General features: G+C 45.9%; 19 protein-coding genes and 1 tRNA gene. 3 read left to right on the top strand and 17 right to left on the bottom strand.

Going from position 1 to position 18,338, the window contains the following annotated elements:
• Positions 1–85: 85 nt before the first annotated feature.
• Positions 86–259 carry a hypothetical protein gene (locus ACW6QF_RS01250; protein WP_456086523.1) on the top strand — a complete coding sequence of 58 codons (174 nt, stop codon included), beginning with the start codon at positions 86–88 and terminating at the stop codon, positions 257–259.
• Positions 260–459: 200 nt separating this feature from the next.
• On the opposite strand, the gene ACW6QF_RS01245 is transcribed toward ACW6QF_RS01250, so the two are convergent.
• The 16 genes from ACW6QF_RS01245 to ACW6QF_RS01170 form a co-directional block, all read right to left on the bottom strand.
• Entirely contained in the window at positions 460–693 is a 234-nt protein-coding gene (locus tag ACW6QF_RS01245) for a DUF2442 domain-containing protein (RefSeq protein ID WP_298549902.1), read from the bottom strand.
• A gap of 12 nt (positions 694–705) precedes the next feature.
• On the bottom strand, positions 706–957 hold the full coding sequence (locus ACW6QF_RS01240) for a DUF4160 domain-containing protein (RefSeq protein ID WP_298549903.1): 252 nt from the start codon (positions 955–957) through the stop codon (positions 706–708).
• 131 nt (positions 958–1,088) lie between these two features.
• Positions 1,089–1,766, bottom strand: coding sequence for a dethiobiotin synthase (gene bioD / locus ACW6QF_RS01235; RefSeq protein WP_456086522.1), 678 nt, complete (start codon positions 1,764–1,766; stop codon positions 1,089–1,091).
• Between the two features lie 6 nt (positions 1,767–1,772).
• On the bottom strand, positions 1,773–2,540 hold the full coding sequence (gene bioC, locus ACW6QF_RS01230) for a malonyl-ACP O-methyltransferase BioC (RefSeq protein WP_456086521.1): 768 nt from the start codon (positions 2,538–2,540) through the stop codon (positions 1,773–1,775).
• Complete coding sequence (locus tag ACW6QF_RS01225) at positions 2,528–3,193, bottom strand: DUF452 family protein (RefSeq protein ID WP_456086520.1); 666 nt, start codon at positions 3,191–3,193, stop codon at positions 2,528–2,530. The genes bioC and ACW6QF_RS01225 overlap by 13 nt, the downstream gene beginning before the upstream one ends.
• Entirely contained in the window at positions 3,190–4,335 is a 1,146-nt protein-coding gene (locus tag ACW6QF_RS01220; RefSeq protein WP_456086519.1) for an 8-amino-7-oxononanoate synthase, read from the bottom strand. Before ACW6QF_RS01220 ends, ACW6QF_RS01225 begins: the two co-directional genes overlap by 4 nt.
• 143 nt (positions 4,336–4,478) lie before the next feature.
• Positions 4,479–5,756 (bottom strand): adenosylmethionine--8-amino-7-oxononanoate transaminase, encoded by a 1,278-nt coding sequence (gene bioA, locus ACW6QF_RS01215; RefSeq protein ID WP_456086518.1) that lies wholly within the window; start codon positions 5,754–5,756, stop codon positions 4,479–4,481.
• On the bottom strand, positions 5,753–6,733 hold the full coding sequence (bioB, locus tag ACW6QF_RS01210) for a biotin synthase BioB (protein ID WP_456086517.1): 981 nt from the start codon (positions 6,731–6,733) through the stop codon (positions 5,753–5,755). The genes bioA and bioB overlap by 4 nt, the downstream gene beginning before the upstream one ends.
• Entirely contained in the window at positions 6,730–7,143 is a 414-nt protein-coding gene (locus ACW6QF_RS01205; RefSeq protein WP_456086516.1) for a hypothetical protein, read from the bottom strand. Before ACW6QF_RS01205 ends, bioB begins: the two co-directional genes overlap by 4 nt.
• A 21-nt stretch (positions 7,144–7,164) precedes the next feature.
• Positions 7,165–8,847, bottom strand: coding sequence for a peptide MFS transporter (locus ACW6QF_RS01200; protein WP_456086515.1), 1,683 nt, complete (start codon positions 8,845–8,847; stop codon positions 7,165–7,167).
• Between the two features lie 21 nt (positions 8,848–8,868).
• Entirely contained in the window at positions 8,869–9,936 is a 1,068-nt protein-coding gene (locus ACW6QF_RS01195) for a DUF4831 family protein (RefSeq protein ID WP_456086514.1), read from the bottom strand.
• Between the two features lie 222 nt (positions 9,937–10,158).
• Positions 10,159–10,590 (bottom strand): DUF3244 domain-containing protein, encoded by a 432-nt coding sequence (locus ACW6QF_RS01190; RefSeq protein ID WP_456086513.1) that lies wholly within the window; start codon positions 10,588–10,590, stop codon positions 10,159–10,161.
• 48 nt (positions 10,591–10,638) lie between these two features.
• A complete protein-coding gene (locus ACW6QF_RS01185; protein ID WP_456086512.1) occupies positions 10,639–12,363 on the bottom strand; it encodes a tetratricopeptide repeat protein in 1,725 nt (574 codons plus the stop codon).
• 319 nt (positions 12,364–12,682) lie between these two features.
• Positions 12,683–14,194, bottom strand: coding sequence for an NAD(P)H-hydrate dehydratase (locus tag ACW6QF_RS01180; RefSeq protein ID WP_456086511.1), 1,512 nt, complete (start codon positions 14,192–14,194; stop codon positions 12,683–12,685).
• 75 nt (positions 14,195–14,269) lie between these two features.
• Entirely contained in the window at positions 14,270–15,604 is a 1,335-nt protein-coding gene (locus ACW6QF_RS01175) for a sensor histidine kinase (protein WP_456086510.1), read from the bottom strand.
• Complete coding sequence (locus ACW6QF_RS01170) at positions 15,601–16,971, bottom strand: sigma-54-dependent transcriptional regulator (RefSeq protein ID WP_456086509.1); 1,371 nt, start codon at positions 16,969–16,971, stop codon at positions 15,601–15,603. Before ACW6QF_RS01170 ends, ACW6QF_RS01175 begins: the two co-directional genes overlap by 4 nt.
• Before the next feature lie 426 nt (positions 16,972–17,397).
• Here ACW6QF_RS01170 and ACW6QF_RS01165 point away from each other — a divergent pair, with 426 nt between their 5' ends.
• Together ACW6QF_RS01165 and ACW6QF_RS01160 are read left to right on the top strand one after the other, a co-directional pair.
• A complete protein-coding gene (locus ACW6QF_RS01165) occupies positions 17,398–17,571 on the top strand; it encodes a hypothetical protein (protein WP_456086508.1) in 174 nt (57 codons plus the stop codon).
• A 71-nt stretch (positions 17,572–17,642) separates the two neighbouring features.
• Complete coding sequence (locus ACW6QF_RS01160) at positions 17,643–18,056, top strand: DUF5053 domain-containing protein (protein WP_456086507.1); 414 nt, start codon at positions 17,643–17,645, stop codon at positions 18,054–18,056.
• A 165-nt stretch (positions 18,057–18,221) separates the two neighbouring features.
• Here ACW6QF_RS01160 and ACW6QF_RS01155 read toward each other — a convergent pair.
• Positions 18,222–18,297: transfer RNA gene (locus tag ACW6QF_RS01155), tRNA-Gly, on the bottom strand.
• Between the last annotated feature and the right edge of the window lie 41 nt (positions 18,298–18,338).

Raw genomic sequence — 18,338 nt, 5'->3', positions numbered from 1 at the left:
CCAAAGCATAGGGCGGTTCGTAACCCTATGCTTTAGCACCCCTAACCCATAGGGTTGGCACTCGTAAGTCTATGCTTTAGACAGTATGACTTGGCATATTGAAAATTCCTGCCTTTGGGATGGGAAAGGGATGCCTGTCGGTTTGCAGACGGATGCCTGTCGGTTTGCAGACGGATGCCTGTCGGCCGGAAAGGCGATTGTGGCCTGTGAAAAAGCCGGTAGCCTATTGTCGGAAAGGTGCATACCTTTTCCGGGATAGGTTATGACCTTTTCGTGGATAGCCTATAGGCTGTAACTTTCAGCCCGTGTCCCGCAAATAACGGGAAGACAGGAATTTATACGGGTTGTGAATGTGAACCCTGATTTGTCAAATTAACTCTCTTCCACGATCCACCGCTCTATGTTTCGGGTCTGGGAGGAAAATGGTAGAGAGCAGCAGACTTTTCCCGAAGCGTCTATCTAAGCAGGAATGCCATTCTCATAAAGGTATTCGGGTGCAATGTCGGCTCCATTAGCCCAGAAAATGGTATCTTGCAAACCAAATTGGATAAATTGTGTCTTGTCCTGTAGTTCTTTGAATGCCGGATATTGCAACAAAGGACTGAGGTCAACTTTTTTCCTTATGCCATCGTTGAATGTGCAAAGTAGGGTGTAATCACCCAAATACTCTACATCTGTAATTGTCAGTAACATAAACTGTCGTTTTTATCGTTTCACTTTTTCTATTTTCTCTCCTCGTTGAGCTTTGCCCCAAATTTCAAACAACTCAGCCTCGTGTTGGTCTATAAACTGATTTACTATTTGGATTGCTTTCGATTTACCTTTGCCTTCGACAATACGATCTTTAAGTGTGACTGTAAAGTCTCCACTATTACTTCGCACATGTATATGTGGCGGGTTGTGGTCGAAGGCATAAATGTATATCAACAGACCTTGTATGACGAATATCGAACCCATAATTGCTTTTTATTCTTTTTGATGTAGAGACAAAGGTAACTTAAATTTGCATTTAAGTTTTCATTTTGCGATAAATAATTTCTTATTATCTAACAACTTGGAAACTACTCGATAAAGAGGCAAGAAAGGTCTTAGAGCAGACCGTTGATGTCTATTTCATTCTTCCCTTCCACTGCTTCCGGAAGCGTGATAAGGGCGGTTCCGGGAAATTCCTTTGCCAGGTATCGGGTGAGGTATTCCAGTGTGTTGGCGGTTATCAGTTCGTCTGTGGGAGGGTAGAGGTTGTAAACGACTGCCCGGACCGGAATCCCATATTGCTTGCAGGCATAAAGACTTAATAAGGTATGGTTGATACTGCCTAACTTGCCGGATGTCACTAAGATAACCGGGTAGCCTTGCTCTTTTATATAGTCGATGGCAAGCGAATGAAAATCATTCGGGACCATTAATCCGCCCGCACCTTCCAGCAAGACATATTCATATTTTTCCTGTAGGCGGCGGGTTGCTTCCGTGACGACGGAGAGGTCGATTGTCCTCCCGTCTTTCTCCGCGGCCATGTGGGGAGAACAGGGATAGGTAAAGATGTAAGGGCAGGTCAATCCGGCTTTATCCTCTTCGGTGAAAGGGATTCCCTGTATTTTCCGGTGCATTTCGATGTCTTCCGAAACATCCGTGCAACCCGTTTGGATCATTTTCTGGGTGATGACTCTTTTCCCCTTTCCGGCCAATGCGCATGCGATCGTGCCGGTGGCGAAAGTTTTACCGATATTGGTATCGATTCCTGTAATAAATAAGACTGTTCCTTTCATATTGTTTTATTGTTTTTTTGTTGCTAACATATAAAGTGGGCGGTACGTGAGTGTCACTTGGTCGCCGGTTGTCGCGAACTGTTCCGAATATTGCCGGCAGAATGATTCCTGCCTGCTTCGTGTCCAGCGGCCGTTTCCGGTCGCCGTCACGCCTGTCGCTTTCAGGTGCCGCAATACGTCCAGCGGGGTCTTGAAGGTGAGGATGATCGTCTCTTCTTCCTGATGAAGCAGATCGAGATCTGCGGCAGACAGCCACCCCGCAAGTACATCGGAGGTCGGGTACACGAGCCCTTTCCCTGTCAGTTCTTTGATCTCGTATAAGTTACCGGGGACAAAAGTGCTGAACAGGAGCACTCCTTGCGGCACCAACAGTCCCGATAGTTTATAGAAAAACGCTTCCGGTTCTCTCATCCACTGGAAAGCGGAGGCGGATGCAATCAGGTCGAACTTGCCGGGGAAGGATAGCGTTTCGGCATCCCCGGCTATGAAACGGGGAGGGGAACCGGGGAAGAGAGGGGCTATCTTTTCCCGGCAGTCCTCGCAAAGATCATTCAGTATCCATTCGTCAATACGACATTGTTGTTTCAGCGCCCCGGTGAATCCGCCCGTACCGCAACCGATTTCCAGCATCCGTTTGTAATGGGCGTTCGCCTGATGAGGGAGGAGGGAAGCCAGCTTCCGGCTGATACGGTATTGGGCATCGGCATGTTTGTCGTAGGTAGACAAGGCGCGTGTAAAGCGGACATGTATGCGTTTCGCTTCTATTGTTTCCATATTTCATTCCATTGTTTCCATAAATAAAAAGGATAATGGGGAGCCTCTATCTCGGTTACCGGACAACGATCTTGCCAGAAGGCATGCAGGTTCGCGGCAGGGAAGATCAGGTCGCCGGAAGAGATGAAGGCATGCGTCCATCCCTTAAATAAGGGGGAAGCGGATGATGCTGTCTTTATTTCAGTGTACAAGTACTCCAATTCTTCCCGGATATCGGCGAGCGGGCGAGGCGGTATCTGTTCGTAGGCTTGCAAAAGATCCCGTTTGCCGCACATCCTCCGGTTGAAGCGATGCATGCCTTCCCCGGTTATGTTATCCAATGTCCCCCGGAAGATCGTTTCCGGGATGCCCCACCGGTCATGGACAGGGCAGGGAGTTCCATTGACGGCAACAGCCTCGGTGAAGGATATTTGCCTTTTACCCAACACGACCGATGCAACCCATACACCTAACGACCAAGCTATCAACCGGATCTCCCGATAACAGGAGAGCGCCTCTTCTTCAAATTCCATTCCCCGATAGTCATGGCAAATCCAGAGATCCGTATCCGGTTCCGTTTCCAGATGCCTGAATACTTCAGGAGAAGCCGCCCACCCTGAAAAGACAAGAAGGAGCTTGCTGTTGCCTGCTTTTATTTGTTTATGTATGTTCATTTGCCAATATTCATTATCAATTCTTTAATTTCCTCTTCGGTGATATCGGCTGTTAATGAGAAGCGTATCCGTGCCGTTCCTTTGGGAACCGTCGGAGGGCGGACAGGGAGGCAATAGAAGCCTTGCCGTTGCAAGTTAAGGCTTGTCCGGATACAGTCCTCGTTTTCTCCGATAATGAAAGGGATGATGTGGCTTGCCGTTATTTCTCCCCCTTTATCTTTCAACGCTTCTGAAAGCAGGTGGCTGGTAACGGACAGGCGGTGCCGTTCGTCGGTAAAGCCGGGAAGTTTCTCAAACAAGAACTTTGTCCAAGCGATTTGGACAGGCGGGAGCGCCGTACTGAATATCAGAGGTCGCATCGTGTTGACCAGGTATTCCCTGACCGTCCGGCTGCATAACAGGTAGGCTCCCATCGATCCCAAAGCCTTTCCGAAAGTGCCGACCAATAAATCTATATCACGGATGCAATCCTGCTCCTCAGCAATCCCTAAGCCGTTTTTCCCCCTTACACCGATGGCATGCGCTTCATCCACATACAGCCATATATTCGGATAGCTCTTCTTTAAGGACACCAGGCGGCGAAGGTCGGCGACATCTCCATCCATGCTGAATATGCTTTCCGTAACGATGACAACCTGCTCATATTCATGTGCATATTTAGCCAATAGTTGTTCTAAATGGACATAATCGTTGTGACGGTAACGCTGGTAAGGTGTACCACTCAACAGGATACCATCGATGATACTCGCATGTACCAGTTTGTCCGCCAGGATCAATGACTGTTTATCCGTCAAGGCGGGAAGTATTCCGGTATTGGCATGGTAACCGCTGTTGAACAGCAGGGCGGCTTCGCGTCCGAAGCAATCGGCCATCCGTTCTTCCAGTTCGGTATAGATAGGGAAATTACCGGTCAGTAGCCGGGATGACGAAGAAGAGAACGGCAGGTCGTTTTCCTTTAACTGTCCGATAAACTCATTCCGCAGATCCTGCCGGGACGAGAGTCCGAGATAGTCGTTGGAAGATAGGTTGAGCATTGTCTGTCCCTCTTTTTCGATCCATTTGCCACAATGGACGACATCGGGAAGGCTGCGCAGGTTACCGGAAGCCTTTAGCTTCTCCAATTTATTGTTATATTCTTTCATTCTATTTTGATTCTTATAGGCATCCAATATTGTATAAGATGCTTCGACAACCTTGTATAAGGTATTTATACAACCCTGTATAAGGTGTTTATACAACCTTGTATAGGGTGCTTATACAAAATGATCGTTTTTGCTTCACTTCATTATTCTTTTAGTATGGACAATAATCCTTTCGTCAGTTTCGACAATTCTTCCTTTGTGATGATAAAGGGCGGCATCAGGTAAACCAACTTTCCGAACGGACGTACCCAGATCCCTTCTTCGACGAAACGTTTCTGCAAAACAGCCATATTCACAGGCTTCTTCATCTCGATCACACCGATAGCTCCCAAAACACGTACCTCTTGTACGCTGGGAAAGAATATTGCCGGAGCCAACTCTTCCCGCAGTTGCGCCTCTATGGTCTTTACCTTTTCCTGCCATCCGCTTTCCAGTAGGAGAGAGACCGATGCCGATGCGATCGCACAGGCTAACGGGTTCCCCATGAATGTAGGACCGTGCATGAAACAACCTGCCTCGCCGCTGCAAATCATATTGGCTATGGGGGGGCTGGTGACGGTTGCCGACAGTGTCATGTAACCTCCCGTCAATGCTTTGCCGATGCACATGATGTCCGGTTCCACTCCTGCCCATTCCCATGCGAAAAGGCGTCCGGTTCTTCCGAACCCCGTTGCGATTTCATCAAAGATCAGTAATACCTGATATTGGTCGCACAATTTGCGTGCCGCTATCAGGAATGCGGGAGAATAGAAATACATGCCGCCTGCTCCCTGGACGATAGGCTCAAGGATCAGGGCGGCGATCTCTCCTGCATGTTTCTCCAATAGGTCTTTTAGTGGTTCGATCGCCTTCTCGTCCCATTTCTCCCCGAATTTGATGGAGGGCTGGGGGATAAAATATTGTATGGGCAGGCTTCCGGCAAAGATCCCATGCATGCCGGTAACCGGATCGCAGACGGACATCGCATGCCAGGTATCTCCATGATAGCCGCTGCGGATGGTTGCAAAGGCATGCTTTTTCTGCATCCCTTGCGATTGCCAATATTGGATGGCCATCTTCATGGCGACTTCTACCGCAACAGAACCGCTGTCGGCAAAGAATACCTTTTCCATGGAGGGAGGCAGCAACGGGAGCAACTTGGCTGCAAGTTCTACCGCCGGTTCATGGGTAAAGCCTCCGAACATGATGTGGCTCATCTTATCCAATTGTGCCTTGGCCGCTGCATTCAACACCGGATGATTGTATCCATGTACGGCGGCCCACCACGAGGACATGCCGTCGATCAGCTTACGGCCGTCCTTCAGGGTGATCGTAACCCCATCCGCACGTTCGACCGGATAGACCGGAAGTGGATCAATTGTCGATGTGTACGGGTGCCAGATATGCTCCCGGTCAAAATGGAGTAATTCTTCTGTTGTCATCTTTCCCAATCTGTATTTTCGTTTAATGAATATCCTTCGGAGGCGAAAAGGACTTTGTCTTCTGCCACCCGGCTTCCGATAGTTGTCAGCAGGTCACCAATGATCGCCGAATTGATACCTATATAAAGAGCCTTGCGCTGTATCTTTTCACTTAGCTGGGCCCGACCACCTGAGAAACGCAGATAAGCGTTCGGGTTGATGAAGCGGAACAGGGCGATCGTGGTCAGGAACTCTTCCTCCGTCAGAGGTGGCGTCTTTCCCAATGGCGTGCCGGGTATCGGTTGCAGGAGGTTCAACGGGATAGAGAGAATCCCTTCCTTTTGAAGCAACAAAGCCATCTCGATACGTTGCTCTACCGTTTCGCCCATCCCGATTATCCCGCCTGAACAGATACGGAAACCGATTTCCCGTGCCGTCCGGATCGTTTCGAGCTTCTGTTCCGTCGTATGGGTCGTGCAGAGGGTACGGAAATAAGAGGGAGCTGTTTCTATATTGCAATGGTAATTTTCCGTTCCACTGTCGTAAAGGGCTTGTAGTTGTTCACGGCTTAGAAGTCCCATCGAGGCGCAACATTTGATATTGCAGGCTTGCTTGATACGGCGTACGGTCTCCGTAATCTTCACCATGTCTTTGTCCGAAACTTTCTTCCCGCTGGTGACGAGTGCAAAACGGCCGATCCCTTGCTTATGGTTGTGCGTAGCATGGCGGATACATTCGTCTGCCGGCAGCAACGGGTAAAGCGTCACGTTTGTTTTATAATGTCCGGACTGCGCACACCATTTGCAGTCTTCGCTGCAATTGCCGCTTTTGGCATTGATGATGGAGCAAGTGTCGAACTTGTTCCCCATGAAATGGCGGGTGATCTGATGGGCTGCTTCGTACAAGGCTTCTTTATCTGGAGCGGCAGCCAGTTCTCTTGCTTGTTCTTCGTTGATCATGCCACCGGAAAGAACGTGTTGTTTGAGTGTCTCAATCATATAATTTCGTGTTTGTATAAACGAAAATCGCGGAAGGCCTTCAGTTTATAACTGAGACCTTCCGCGATTTCGGAAATGTTATCTTTTACTATATGCGCGTACGATGCCGCAGGCCGGCTTACGGTTCGGACAGGACATACGGTCTGCAGGAACAGGAGGGACAGGAGGCTTCCCGAACTGTCCGGGCAGCATGTGTTTTCCTCTTCTTCGACGTCCCCTTCATCTGTCTTGTCGAAAGCGAGCACGGATGTATGGATGGAACCGTTTTTAGCTTGGAACCGTTCGGATACGTTTGCCGACAACTGTCCGATCGTAACGGCATATTGTACACTGATGAAAGCAGCATACCTTTTCCGGCTCCACCTTCTGAAGCGGAGAGCGACAGGTTTATATGTGTACTGCTTCCTCATGAGCCAAACTTCGGTATCTTGTTATTTCGCTACTTTTTCCAGTTTCTTCATGATGGAGAACATGAACAGGGCGGCAACAAGGCAACATACGATCAGTACGCCCCATACCATCCATAATTGCATGCTTCCCCAGATATTACCGATAACACCTACCAGCTTGTTTCCTAAGGCAGTGGCAACAAACCATCCACCCATCATCAGACCTTTGTATTTAGGAGGTGCGACCTTCGATACGAATGAAATACCCATCGGAGAAAGCAGCAATTCAGCAAATGTCAATACCAGATAAGTAGAGATCAACCAGTTCGGTGAAACAAGCTGGCTGCTTTCGATACCGTTTGCCGCAACTTCGTCCGGTGTCGGCAATCCCATCGAACCGATTGCCAGGATCGTGAAGCCGATGGCTGCGATCAACATTCCCAATCCGATCTTACGAGGGGCGGAAGGTTCTTTGCCTTTCTTTGCCAATGAGCCGAATAGCACCAATGATACCGGAGTCAATGCGACAACGAAGAACGGGTTGAACTGCTGGAAGATCTGCGGCAGGATTGTGATAGACGGGTCTAAAGTCGTATAGTTGATGCCAAGCAATGCCAAAGCTCCGACAAATACGGCTGTTGAGATTGTCTTAGCCTTGCTTGTTACAGACTGGAAGATCGAGAATCCGGAATAAACCATGACAATCAGCAATGTCAGGTTGATGATGCTGAATCCTAAACGATCCAGTCCGGATACGGAGTTGGCTGTATAGTCGCGGGCAAAGAATGTCATTGTCAGACCGTTCTGATGGAAAGCCATCCAGAAGAAAATAACAACGGCGAATACCAGGCACAAGGCGATGATACGCTGTTTGGTTTCTGCCGGAGACAGTTCTTCGACCGGTTGCTGGGCCGTGGCTGAAGTTGCTGCGGCTGCTTGTGCTTGCTTGGTATTCACGTCTGCATGTTTGAATGTAGAACGGAAACCGTAATAAATGGCAATGGAGAGAATCAATGATATACATGCGACACCGAAGCCATAATTATAGGCTTCCGATAATTTATCGATATAAGTTGTAGAGAAAGCAGCCAGGTCACCGCTGAAGTTTTGTGCTACTTTCAGTGATTCGAGCATTTCCGTCCCTTTTTCCGTAATTGTGCCGTTTAGGAATTGGTGAGCCAATGAAGGTATTTGTCCTTCGTAAGTCAGGTTTGACTTGGCCAGCATCCAGTTTGTCATTTCCGTAGCCATTGTCGGGGCGTATAATGCACCGATATTGATGGCCATGTAGAAAATGCTGAAAGCAGAATCTCGTTTGTCTCTGTATTGAGGTGCGTCGTAAAGGTTACCGACCATTACTTGCAGATTCCCTTTAAATAGGCCTGTGCCTAAAGCAATCATGGTTAATGCCCCGAACATCATCCATTTAGCGGATTCGTTGCCTGCGGGAATCGACAACAGCAAGTATCCTAAAAACATGATAAAGATACCGCTTGTTACCATCTTTCCGTACCCGAACTTATCGGCAAGCCAACCACCGATCAGCGGAGTGAAATAGACTCCTGCCAGGAAGGTGGAGAAGATGTCCGAGGTCTCGGATGCGGTAAAACCGAATTTTGCTTGTAAAAATAGTGTAAAGATCGCGAGCATGGTATAATAACCGAAACGCTCGCCGGTATTCGCTAAGGCTAACGCGTATAAACCTTTAGGCTGTCCTTCAAACATAGAATTAAAATTGTTAGATGATTATTGAATGATTTGTTTTATTGCACCTGTTTCCGGATAGAAATAAACTTTTACCGGAGCTTTTTTGTCTTCAAACATGACAGGGGCGAGTCCTTCCCGTGTACCGAACTGGGTAATTTGCGCTTCGCCCTTATAAAGTGTTTTTTTGTTCATGCTAATTTCGATGCTGGCTTTGCCCGGTACATTATATATAATGCCCTTTAGTGATTTCTCTTTCTTTTCAGCCTCTTTCGGATCTAATACCGGAGCGCGGTCTATGGCTTTTAAGTTCATATATACAGGTGCTCCGCCTAAATCGTCGGCATCCACGATACCGAGTTGGGGTGAGAAGCGGAATAATACTTCTTTGTCGAGGTTGTCGAAAGGAATAACCGTCACTTCGTAATCGCTGGTTTCCTTTGTCCGGATGCCTGTGAACAGGTTGGTCAACGCTTTCTCCTGCTCTTCCAATTGTTGGATGACTAGCTTCATTGCTTCGCCATCGGGCGGCAGGTTATCGGCGTCACCCGTAAGGATGTTCATACGGCTTTCGCGGATACGGTAGATTTGTTTGGCTGCCACTTCTGCCTGCTTGGCTGTAGATCCTGCCATGAGCAACTCTTCTGAAAAGACAGAGGCGTCGGTTACTTTTGCCGGAGCCTGGTTTTTCTTTCTTGCCGCTTCCTGTGCGGATTCATCGGGTGTGTATTCGGCATTGATGGAACATAGCAGCCCGTCTTCTGTCAAGTAAGCATATGGAGCAACTGTGCCGGCTTTAAATTCAACGATAAATGTATTGTCCGCGTCGGGCACGCCTTTATTGATCAAGCCGATCTTTCCTAATTCGTAATAGACCTTATCTTCTGTGATAGCGTCTTTTACACCTAAATATTTTTCTGCGTATTTGTAATAGGGGCCTGCTTTGCAGGTTACTTTCGTGACCTCTGCATCTACAACCAGAGATGTTTTTGGAAGTGAATAAGTTATACCGAAATTATTTGCCTTGACGGCATTTTTCTTTACAACTTTCGTCTGAGCCATAATGGGGAAACTAAGGAGCAGACTGGCTATAATGATTAAATTCTTCATATTCTAATCTAAGTTTAATCTCTAATAAATGATTGCACAAAACTATGAAATATTTTGTTAGTAACCAACCGGAAAAGCCTCTTTTCCTCTTTTAGATTAGAGAAGATATAAAGAACGGTCCCAAAGGCGGCGGAAAAGGAGATCGAGATATTAGGCCTGGTTAAATCACCGCCCGGGACTGTTCCTATACATTACATGTAAAGGAGAATTACATGCAACTTGTTATTTTATGGCAAACTCACCAGTTAAATAGCCGAGTTCATGAGTGAATGACAATGTATAATCGCCATTTTCTGTATTCAAGATAACTGATTTGCTTTGCGGAGCAGATACAGATATACATTCTTCATAAACTACTTTTCCTGTTTTGTTGTCCGTAACTTTTACAGTCAGATCAGTAAGCGGATTCACAAAGTTAACTGTCAATACCTTTCCTTCGATGGAGGCTGTAGGGGGTGCAGGGATTATAGAACGAAAGTCTTCTATGCTCCATTCTCCCTTAGTAGGAATCGTATCACACAATGCAATTTGTGTATAGAAAATACCGCACACAATTAAAATTAAAGTCGAAATTAGATGCTTCATAATATTAAAAAGATTTGTTTTACTAATAGTCAAAATTGAGATTTTGGACAAAGGTAAATTTCTCATCATTATGAAGCACGTATTTTTGTTGACAAAAATGTGACAAGTTGTATCTGCTTATAAATCAGAGATAAATTTGTCGAACTTTTCTGTGTTTTGAGGCTCTCCTGTGAACTTTTTATATAATCTTCTGCGACATTGAGACACTCCAGAACTTGTGATATGCATAATGAAGGCTATCTTTTTTATGGATAGTTGCATCTTTACTAAATAACAAATATGTATTTCTTCTATGGATATTTGTGGGTAAAGTTTGATCAGTCGATTGGTGAAATCTGAATATGTTGCATCAATCAATTGATGTAGTTCTTCCCATTCACTTGGACCAAGTTGTATATCATCTTCCCTATGAATTCTGATATATAAAGATGAGCTATGAAAATCTTTCTCTAACAAAAGAAATGTTCCCTGTTTTTCGAAAATCTGCCTATTTTCCATCTCAAGCATTAATTTCCTTGTTTCATATAATTGTCTTTCGACTTTACTCATTTCCTTTTGTTTGGAATGAATCATTTCTGTTAATTGAGAAATTTGTTTATTATTGTCTTCAATGTATTGTTGACTGCGTTTATATTGTTCTTCTTTTAATTCAGTTAATCTTTTCTTTTTATTTCGTTCTCTTTTAATGAGTATTATACTTGTAATTAATATGATAAGCAATATAATAGAAATTTGATATATATAAATCATTCTTAGAGCAGCTTTTCTTTCATATAGATTTTTCTCTTTTGAAATTCGTTGATAATTGAACATACTTTGAGTGACTCTAATACTTTTCATATGAGAATTATTAGTTATAGAGTCACGTAGTTGTTCATATTGTTGTGTATATTTAACATAGTCATGTAGTTTTTCTTCTTTTAGTGAGATTTGAGCTAAACGTTGTAGACATCCTGCTTTTGTATATATGTAAGGACTTTGTAAACATTTGTTTAAATAGAACTTTGCAGAATCTAATTGTTCCGTAAAAAGGAAAAGTTTACCTTTAGACAGATAAATAGGAGCAATTATATTTTTCTTAGTTGCAAGATTTAAAGCTTTTTCTATATATTCTTGTGCTTCCTTGTATTCTCCTTTATCGAAGTGTAAATTGCCCAAACTGAGTGAAATAGATGATATATTGTTCGGTGTAGAATATTTCATTGCTTTTTGAAAATAAAAGATTGCACTGTCCTTTTGTTGTGTTTGAACATATGTTCGTGCAATATTTCTTAGTACGAAGGATATATTAGCAGAATCCAGTTTGGTCTCTTGTTCTAAATAATATAGAGCCTTTTTTTGTATAGGAAGTGCCATATCATATATATCTTGGTAGTTGTATAACGTGCCCAAGTTATTGCAGATTCGAGCGAGTAGATGGTAGTCTTTGGTTTTTTCTCCTACTTCTAATGCTTTTAGATAATACTCTTGTGCTTTTAATGCATCATAAAGATCGGCATTGACACGTCCCATATAATAATATGAAAGACTTGCCTTGTGCATATCTTTGCTCTTTTCAAAATACTTCGCCGCGATTTTGATTAAAGAGTCTGAAGTATGTGTGATATAATTCAGGTCTTGAGCTTGGGTGAGGAGCAGGCAGTAAGTTGCATGATCCTTTTCGGACAGCTGGTTGATGTTTTCGATTTTAGTTAGGATAGCTAAGGCACTGTCCGGCCGTTCTTCGATGATTTTCTCAGCTTCGAGTAGTGTTGGGGCTTGTGGGTGATCACTGCAAGCACACATGAACAGTAATAAGACAGTGGCTACAAGCGATGTCGTATGTATTAAATATTTATTCATTTCTATCTCCTTTAATTATGGACTCGAATATACTTGTTTTCGGGGAAAGAACAATTAATTTACAATAAAATGTTTTAATCATTCTATTAATTTGCTTCGATTTATAAGAAAAGGACCTATCTTTTTGTCGATACAGTAGCAAGTTAGTGGATCACGGACGAAGGAGCTGTCAAAACCCCTTTATCACGATCTTTTAGGCACGGATTTTACGGATAAATTTATTCTCTTTTCGTGTTTTCCGTGAATCCGTGCCTAAATTATGGCTATTAGTGACAGGATTTTGTTTTGACACCTCCTTCGTTATAATGGATGGAGTATTTTATTTTATCTGCTTGAACGCTTTTCCCAGCATATCTGTGATATCACTGGCGATCATGCTCTCTTCGGAGCGATAGACGGCAGCCAGATCACCGGCTGTTCCATGAAGGAAAACACCTGCAACGGAAGCCGTTTCAGGTTCCAATCCTTGTGCGAGCAATGCCAGGATAATACCTGTCAAAACATCGCCACTGCCCGCCGTTGCCATACCCGGGTTCCCGCAATTGTTGAAATAAACATTTCCGGTAGCCGTACAGATTGCCGTATAAGCCCCTTTCAGGACGACACACAGTTGGTGATCGATAGCGAAAGCCTGAGTCTTTTTCAACCGTTCGTATGAACTGATGCTTTCACCCGCTATCCGGTCGAATTCTTTGGGATGTGGCGTAAGGATGCTGCGCGGAGGGATGCGTTTCAATAAATCTTTGTTGGCTGCGATCAGATTCAACGCATCGGCATCGATCACAAGCGGCTTTTCCACTACTTGTAGTAACTGTTCCAATGCTTTGGCGGAATCGGGATGTTTCCCCAAACCAGGCCCGATCGCGATAGAGGAGTAGGCCTTGATACCGGAAACAGAGCTGAAATGATCTTGATGTTGGTCGGGATCAACCATCGCCTCCGGAAAAGCGGTCTGCAAGATCTGCTCGCCACGTCCGGGAATATGAACGGTCAGCAGGCCGGCCCCACTTCTAAGGCAAGCTTTGGCAGACAGGAGGGCGGCCCCCATCTTTCCACGGCTTCCGGCGATCAGAAGCGCATGACCGAATGTTCCTTTATGGGCAAAACGGTTACGGGGCTGGAAGACAGTGGCAATATCTTCTTCCGTCACCAATGTGAATTGTGTCGGAGTGCTGGATATGATTTCCGGGTGCAACAGGATATCCAGCACTTTCCACTCACCGACAAATTCCGCATTTTCAGGAAGCAGGAACGCCAGCTTCGGGAAACCGAATGTCAGCGTCAGATCGGCATGGATGATAGAGTCCGGATCGTTCTTGCGGTTGTCTTCGCCGAACAGGCCGGAAGGAATGTCGATCGCAACGACGGTCGCATCCGACTGGTTGATATATCTTACCATTGCGGCAAATCCTCCGGTTAAGGGGCGATTCAGGCCGGAACCGAACAAGCCGTCTATCACGACATCCCGTTCTTCCAGTTCGGGCGGGACAAAATCGTCCACGACTTCCGTGAATTCGATCTTTTCCATATGGAGTAACCGTTGTTTGTTCTGTTCGCAATCTTCGGAAAGCCGCATGGTCGGGTTGAACAGATACGTTTCGACCCGGTAACCGGCATCCGTCAGCATACGGGCGATTGCCAGTGCGTCGGCTCCGTTGTTGCCTTGTCCGGCAAACACGATAATGCGGGTTTGTTTGGAATAGCGGCGGCAAAATTCACTTGTAAATACGGTTGCCGCGCGTTCTACCAAGTCGATAGAGCTGATCGGTTCGTTTTGAATGGTATATTTATCGAGCTCTCTGACTTTGTCTGTTGAGAATATCTTTATCATAACTATCGGTTGTCTTTGTTTCTTTGTGCATACAAATGTAGGAATATTACTTTTCTCTTGAAAGAAAAGTTTTGCTTACTTTTGAATCGAGCCGAAAGTAACGAAGAACCGGCTGCCTTGTCCGTCTTCGGATAAAACGGACAAGTCTCCTTTGTGCATGTGCATGATCTGTCTGGAAATACTCAGCCCGATGCCGGAACCGGAAGGTTTGGTCGTGAAGAATGGGATAAAGATACGTTCCTGGACTTCAACCGGTATGCCTGTACCGTTGTCGCTCACCCGGATAAAGGTTTTGCCTTCTTCGTTGATGCCGGCAGACAATTCGATCCATGGCCTTGGGCAATGACGGGTTGCATCCAAAGCATTCTTGATCAGGTTGATCAGTACTTGCTCGATCAGTCCTTTGTCGGCAATGACTTGTAGGTGTGCTGCCGCAGGAACGATTTCGATCTTTTCTTCCTGCTCTTTGAACAGGATGCTGATGTCGTTCAGGAAATTGTTGACCGGAATAATCTCCGGAACAGGCATCGGGATGCCCGTAACTTTCCGGTAGCTTTCAACGAAGCGCACCAGGCCGCTGCTCCTGCGGAAAATCGTTTCGACAGCTTGGTTGACCTCTTCCCGGTCTTCCGCATCGGCTCCCGGTTCATTCATGCATTTGTTCCGTAGCAGTTCGGACAGAGAAACGATCGGCGTCATGGAGTTCATGATCTCGTGCGTCAGAACCCGTATCAATTTCTGCCAGGCTTCCGTCTCTTTGTTTTCCAGGACGGAACGGATGTTTTTCATGCTGACGACCGTAAGCGGCTTGCCCAGGACGACGAAAGATATGGCCGAAAGGATCAATTGCGAATATTCATCTTTCCGCCTGACTTGCAGGATGGACAATTCGCCGGGATGCAAAGTGCGCAAGCGGGCGGGAAGTTCCGGATGGTAGGCGGCCAGGTCGTCGATCGTGTCGGCAAAGTTCAGTCCCGTTTGGATCTTGAAAGCCTGGTTCATCCATTCCACCTGTCCGGTGTCGGAGTAGACGAACACGGAAAGGTCGATATGGTTTGCCAAAGCCTGGAAATATTGCAACTGGCTTTCCTTCTCCTGCAAATGTTTTTTGTAATGTTGCAAAGCCTCTTCCATGACCTTCATCAGGTCTTGCGGAATCTTGTCGTTTTGTTCCTGCAAAGGAGTTCCGGAGGCGAGAAAGTCGGAATAGCGCATCGACCAGATAAACTGCTTGAACAAGCGGTCGCTGCGTTCCATCAGACGGAACAGGTAATATCCTTCGAACAGAATCAAGGCCAACGTGACGGTGGCGGAGATATAAAACCGGAAAGCGACAAGTAGCCCGAACACCACACTGGTCGCCAACAGGAGGAAGATCAATCCGGCCGCTTTTTTCGTATAAGGTTTCATAAGCCGTATTTCTCCAATCTCCGATATAAGGATGTACGCGTGATGCCAAGCAGGCCGGCTGCCTGTGTCATGTTCCCGGCGCAATGGCGAAGCACTTCCTGTATCGTGTTTTTCTCCAGTTCTTCCAGATTGAACTTGCCTTCTTTGTCTTGGGAGTTGGAAACAGGGAGGCGGAGCATGAAATCGTCATATTGCAATTGCCGGGTTTCGGAAAGGATTACGGCGCGTTCGATCACATGTTGCAGTTCGCGCACGTTCCCCGGCCAGTTATATTGTTTCAGCAGTTGATGCGCCTCGTTGGAGAAACCGTCTATCTCTTTCTTATACTTCTGGCAATAGCGTTGCAGGAAATGCCGGGCGAGGAGCGTCACATCGTTTTCCCGTTCCCGTAAAGGGGGAAGGGTGATTTCGATTGTATTGATCCGGTATAACAGGTCTTGCCGGAAATGTCCTTCCTGCACGGCTGCGTGCAAATCTGTATTGGTAGCTGAGATCAGGCGGATGTCGATCGGTATCTCCAGTGTGGAGCCTATCCGGTTTATTTTATGTTGCTCGATGACTGTCAGTAGTTTGGACTGGGCCATCAACGGCAGATTCCCGATCTCGTTCAGGAAAAGCGTGCCGCCGGATGCGATCTCGATGCGCCCGGATTTACTCTTGTCCGCATCCGTGAACGCTCCTTTCTCGTGACCGAACAGTTCGCTTTCGAACAGTTCATGTGGGATGCTTCCGAGGTCTATCGGGATGAACGGCTCTTTCCCGCGTCCGGATTGCTTGTGAAGCGTGTAGGCGATCAAATCCTTGCCTGTCCCGTTTTCTCCCTGCAACAGGATATTGGCGTCCGTATCTTTCAGCTTTTCAAGCGTCCGAAACACGTTTTGCATGGCTGCCGATTCGCCGATCACCTCCGTTTCCGGCTCTGTCGTAGCTGTGAGTGTTGACTTTTGCGCCTTGAGCGTCCGCACTTCCGAACGGCTGAAACTAAGTTCGAGGGCGGACGATACGGTCGCCAGCATCTTTTCGTTCTGCCAGGGTTTAGGGATGAAGTCGGTAGCGCCGGCTTTGATGGCACGTACGGCCTTCTCTGTGTCCGAGTAGGCGGTGATCAGGATAACGACTGTCTCAGGCGAGATTTCCAGTATCCGTTCCAGCCAGTAGAATCCTTCTTTGCCGCTGACGGCATCCGCCGTGAAATTCATGTCCAGCAGAATGACGTCGTACCGGTTTCTGGACACCAACCGGTTGATTTCTTTCGGATCGGCACAAGTAGTGATGCTTTCAACGCGTGGGCGTAGTAACATCTTTAGTGTGAATAGGATATCTTCATTGTCGTCTACTATCAGAATTTTTCCCTGCCGTATTGCCATTGTCTGTCTATTGCTTTTAGCCTTCAAACATACGGATAATTTGCGAATCCCCGCTATCTGATCTTGTTTTTCCTGGCGGATAATTGTAAATATCTGGCGAGTAGCCGGCATTTTCTGCCGGAATGGTTGTCTGTCGACAATTGTCGGCAAGCCTGCTCACAACTGTCGGCAAGTCTGCTCACAATTGTCGGCAGGCCTGTTGATGATTGTCGGCAGGCAGATATTTGAAGGGGAATTGTACGCCTTCCTGCAAGTTGTGTTGTTCCCATTCGTCGGTTAGCTCTTTGCGTATTACGATGCTTTTGAGACGCTGGTATCGGACCTGACATTTCAGGCGTTTTTTATGCTTAATAATATTATTATCAAAATCCTTTGCTATTGATAATATTATTGTTATCTTTGTGATGTCTTTAAGACAAGCGTTCTATGCATAGTAACGATGGGTTAAAAGCCCGGATAGAAGAGGCTGAAAAAGACCTGTTATTCTATCTCCGCAAGTATCATGAGCTGACTTCGAGAAGTAAATTCATGAAAGCGGTGGTTGATAAGGAAATCCGACGATTGGAGCGAGAGCTAAAAGAACTCGGAAAATATTATTGACCAGAAAGGTTCTCCCCCTCATGGCCAGAGGGGGAGTTACCTTTTTCGTATAAACTTAAAATTATGGTAAGATGGACAAAGTGAATCGTTTTTTTGAATTGAAGGAACTGTGGAAACAGAGTGCTGAAGCAGATCGTTCCTCCATCGATCGGCAGATAACCGAATTGATGGATAGTATGACTGATCAGGAAGTGGAGCAGCTTGCTGTTGGTGTACAAAATGACTTTGACAATATTCATCAGGAAGTAGCTGAAATCAAAGAGCAATTGACGATCAGGGAACGACTGGACCCAGTATTGCCTTATCTGTCTGTCTCTAAGTTGTCAAAGGATTACTTCAATAAATCTTCCTCTTGGTTCTACCAGCGTTTAAACGGGAATAAAATACACGGGAAAGTTTGTCGATTTACTGATAAGGAGTTGGAAACGCTCGATATGGCTCTGAAAGATATCAGCCGGCGTATCTCATCCTTACAGCTTATATGAAAATTATAGAACAATTTGGTAGGATTTCTTCGTCGACGTGATTCAAACCCTCATGTGTAAAATGAATAGGAGTAAATGAGAATAGATGAAAATAAATTTTCTTGAGAAAGAAAAAACGCTCTCGACTATCAATTTAATTGTTTGATAATCAGAGAGCGTTTTCTTTGGAGCGGTAGGCGAGGCTCGAACTCGTGACCCTCAGCTTGGGAAGCTGATGCTCTACCAACTGAGCTACTACCGCGTTGGATGGTGCAAAAGTATATAAATCTTTTATTTTTTAGT

It is taken from the genome of Parabacteroides sp., assembly GCF_977054455.1.
Note: the sequence above shows the minus strand (reverse complement) of the source record. Positions and strands in the feature narration are given on the sequence as shown.

Excerpts from the sequence above, each read along its gene's own strand:
- ACW6QF_RS01250 (WP_456086523.1), top strand. The coding sequence starts at position 86 with ATGACTTGGCATATTGAAAATTCCTGCCTTTGGGATGGGAAAGGGATG.
- ACW6QF_RS01245 (WP_298549902.1), bottom strand. The coding sequence starts at position 693 with ATGTTACTGACAATTACAGATGTAGAGTATTTGGGTGATTACACCCTA.
- ACW6QF_RS01240 (WP_298549903.1), bottom strand. The coding sequence starts at position 957 with ATGGGTTCGATATTCGTCATACAAGGTCTGTTGATATACATTTATGCC.
- bioD (WP_456086522.1), bottom strand. The coding sequence starts at position 1,766 with ATGAAAGGAACAGTCTTATTTATTACAGGAATCGATACCAATATCGGT.
- bioC (WP_456086521.1), bottom strand. The coding sequence starts at position 2,540 with ATGGAAACAATAGAAGCGAAACGCATACATGTCCGCTTTACACGCGCC.
- ACW6QF_RS01225 (WP_456086520.1), bottom strand. The coding sequence starts at position 3,193 with ATGAACATACATAAACAAATAAAAGCAGGCAACAGCAAGCTCCTTCTT.
- ACW6QF_RS01220 (WP_456086519.1), bottom strand. The coding sequence starts at position 4,335 with ATGAAAGAATATAACAATAAATTGGAGAAGCTAAAGGCTTCCGGTAAC.
- bioA (WP_456086518.1), bottom strand. The coding sequence starts at position 5,756 with ATGACAACAGAAGAATTACTCCATTTTGACCGGGAGCATATCTGGCAC.
- bioB (WP_456086517.1), bottom strand. The coding sequence starts at position 6,733 with ATGATTGAGACACTCAAACAACACGTTCTTTCCGGTGGCATGATCAAC.
- ACW6QF_RS01205 (WP_456086516.1), bottom strand. The coding sequence starts at position 7,143 with ATGAGGAAGCAGTACACATATAAACCTGTCGCTCTCCGCTTCAGAAGG.
- ACW6QF_RS01200 (WP_456086515.1), bottom strand. The coding sequence starts at position 8,847 with ATGTTTGAAGGACAGCCTAAAGGTTTATACGCGTTAGCCTTAGCGAAT.
- ACW6QF_RS01195 (WP_456086514.1), bottom strand. The coding sequence starts at position 9,936 with ATGAAGAATTTAATCATTATAGCCAGTCTGCTCCTTAGTTTCCCCATT.
- ACW6QF_RS01190 (WP_456086513.1), bottom strand. The coding sequence starts at position 10,590 with ATGATGAGAAATTTACCTTTGTCCAAAATCTCAATTTTGACTATTAGT.
- ACW6QF_RS01185 (WP_456086512.1), bottom strand. The coding sequence starts at position 12,363 with ATGAATAAATATTTAATACATACGACATCGCTTGTAGCCACTGTCTTA.
- ACW6QF_RS01180 (WP_456086511.1), bottom strand. The coding sequence starts at position 14,194 with ATGATAAAGATATTCTCAACAGACAAAGTCAGAGAGCTCGATAAATAT.
- ACW6QF_RS01175 (WP_456086510.1), bottom strand. The coding sequence starts at position 15,604 with ATGAAACCTTATACGAAAAAAGCGGCCGGATTGATCTTCCTCCTGTTG.
- ACW6QF_RS01170 (WP_456086509.1), bottom strand. The coding sequence starts at position 16,971 with ATGGCAATACGGCAGGGAAAAATTCTGATAGTAGACGACAATGAAGAT.
- ACW6QF_RS01165 (WP_456086508.1), top strand. The coding sequence starts at position 17,398 with ATGCATAGTAACGATGGGTTAAAAGCCCGGATAGAAGAGGCTGAAAAA.
- ACW6QF_RS01160 (WP_456086507.1), top strand. The coding sequence starts at position 17,643 with ATGGACAAAGTGAATCGTTTTTTTGAATTGAAGGAACTGTGGAAACAG.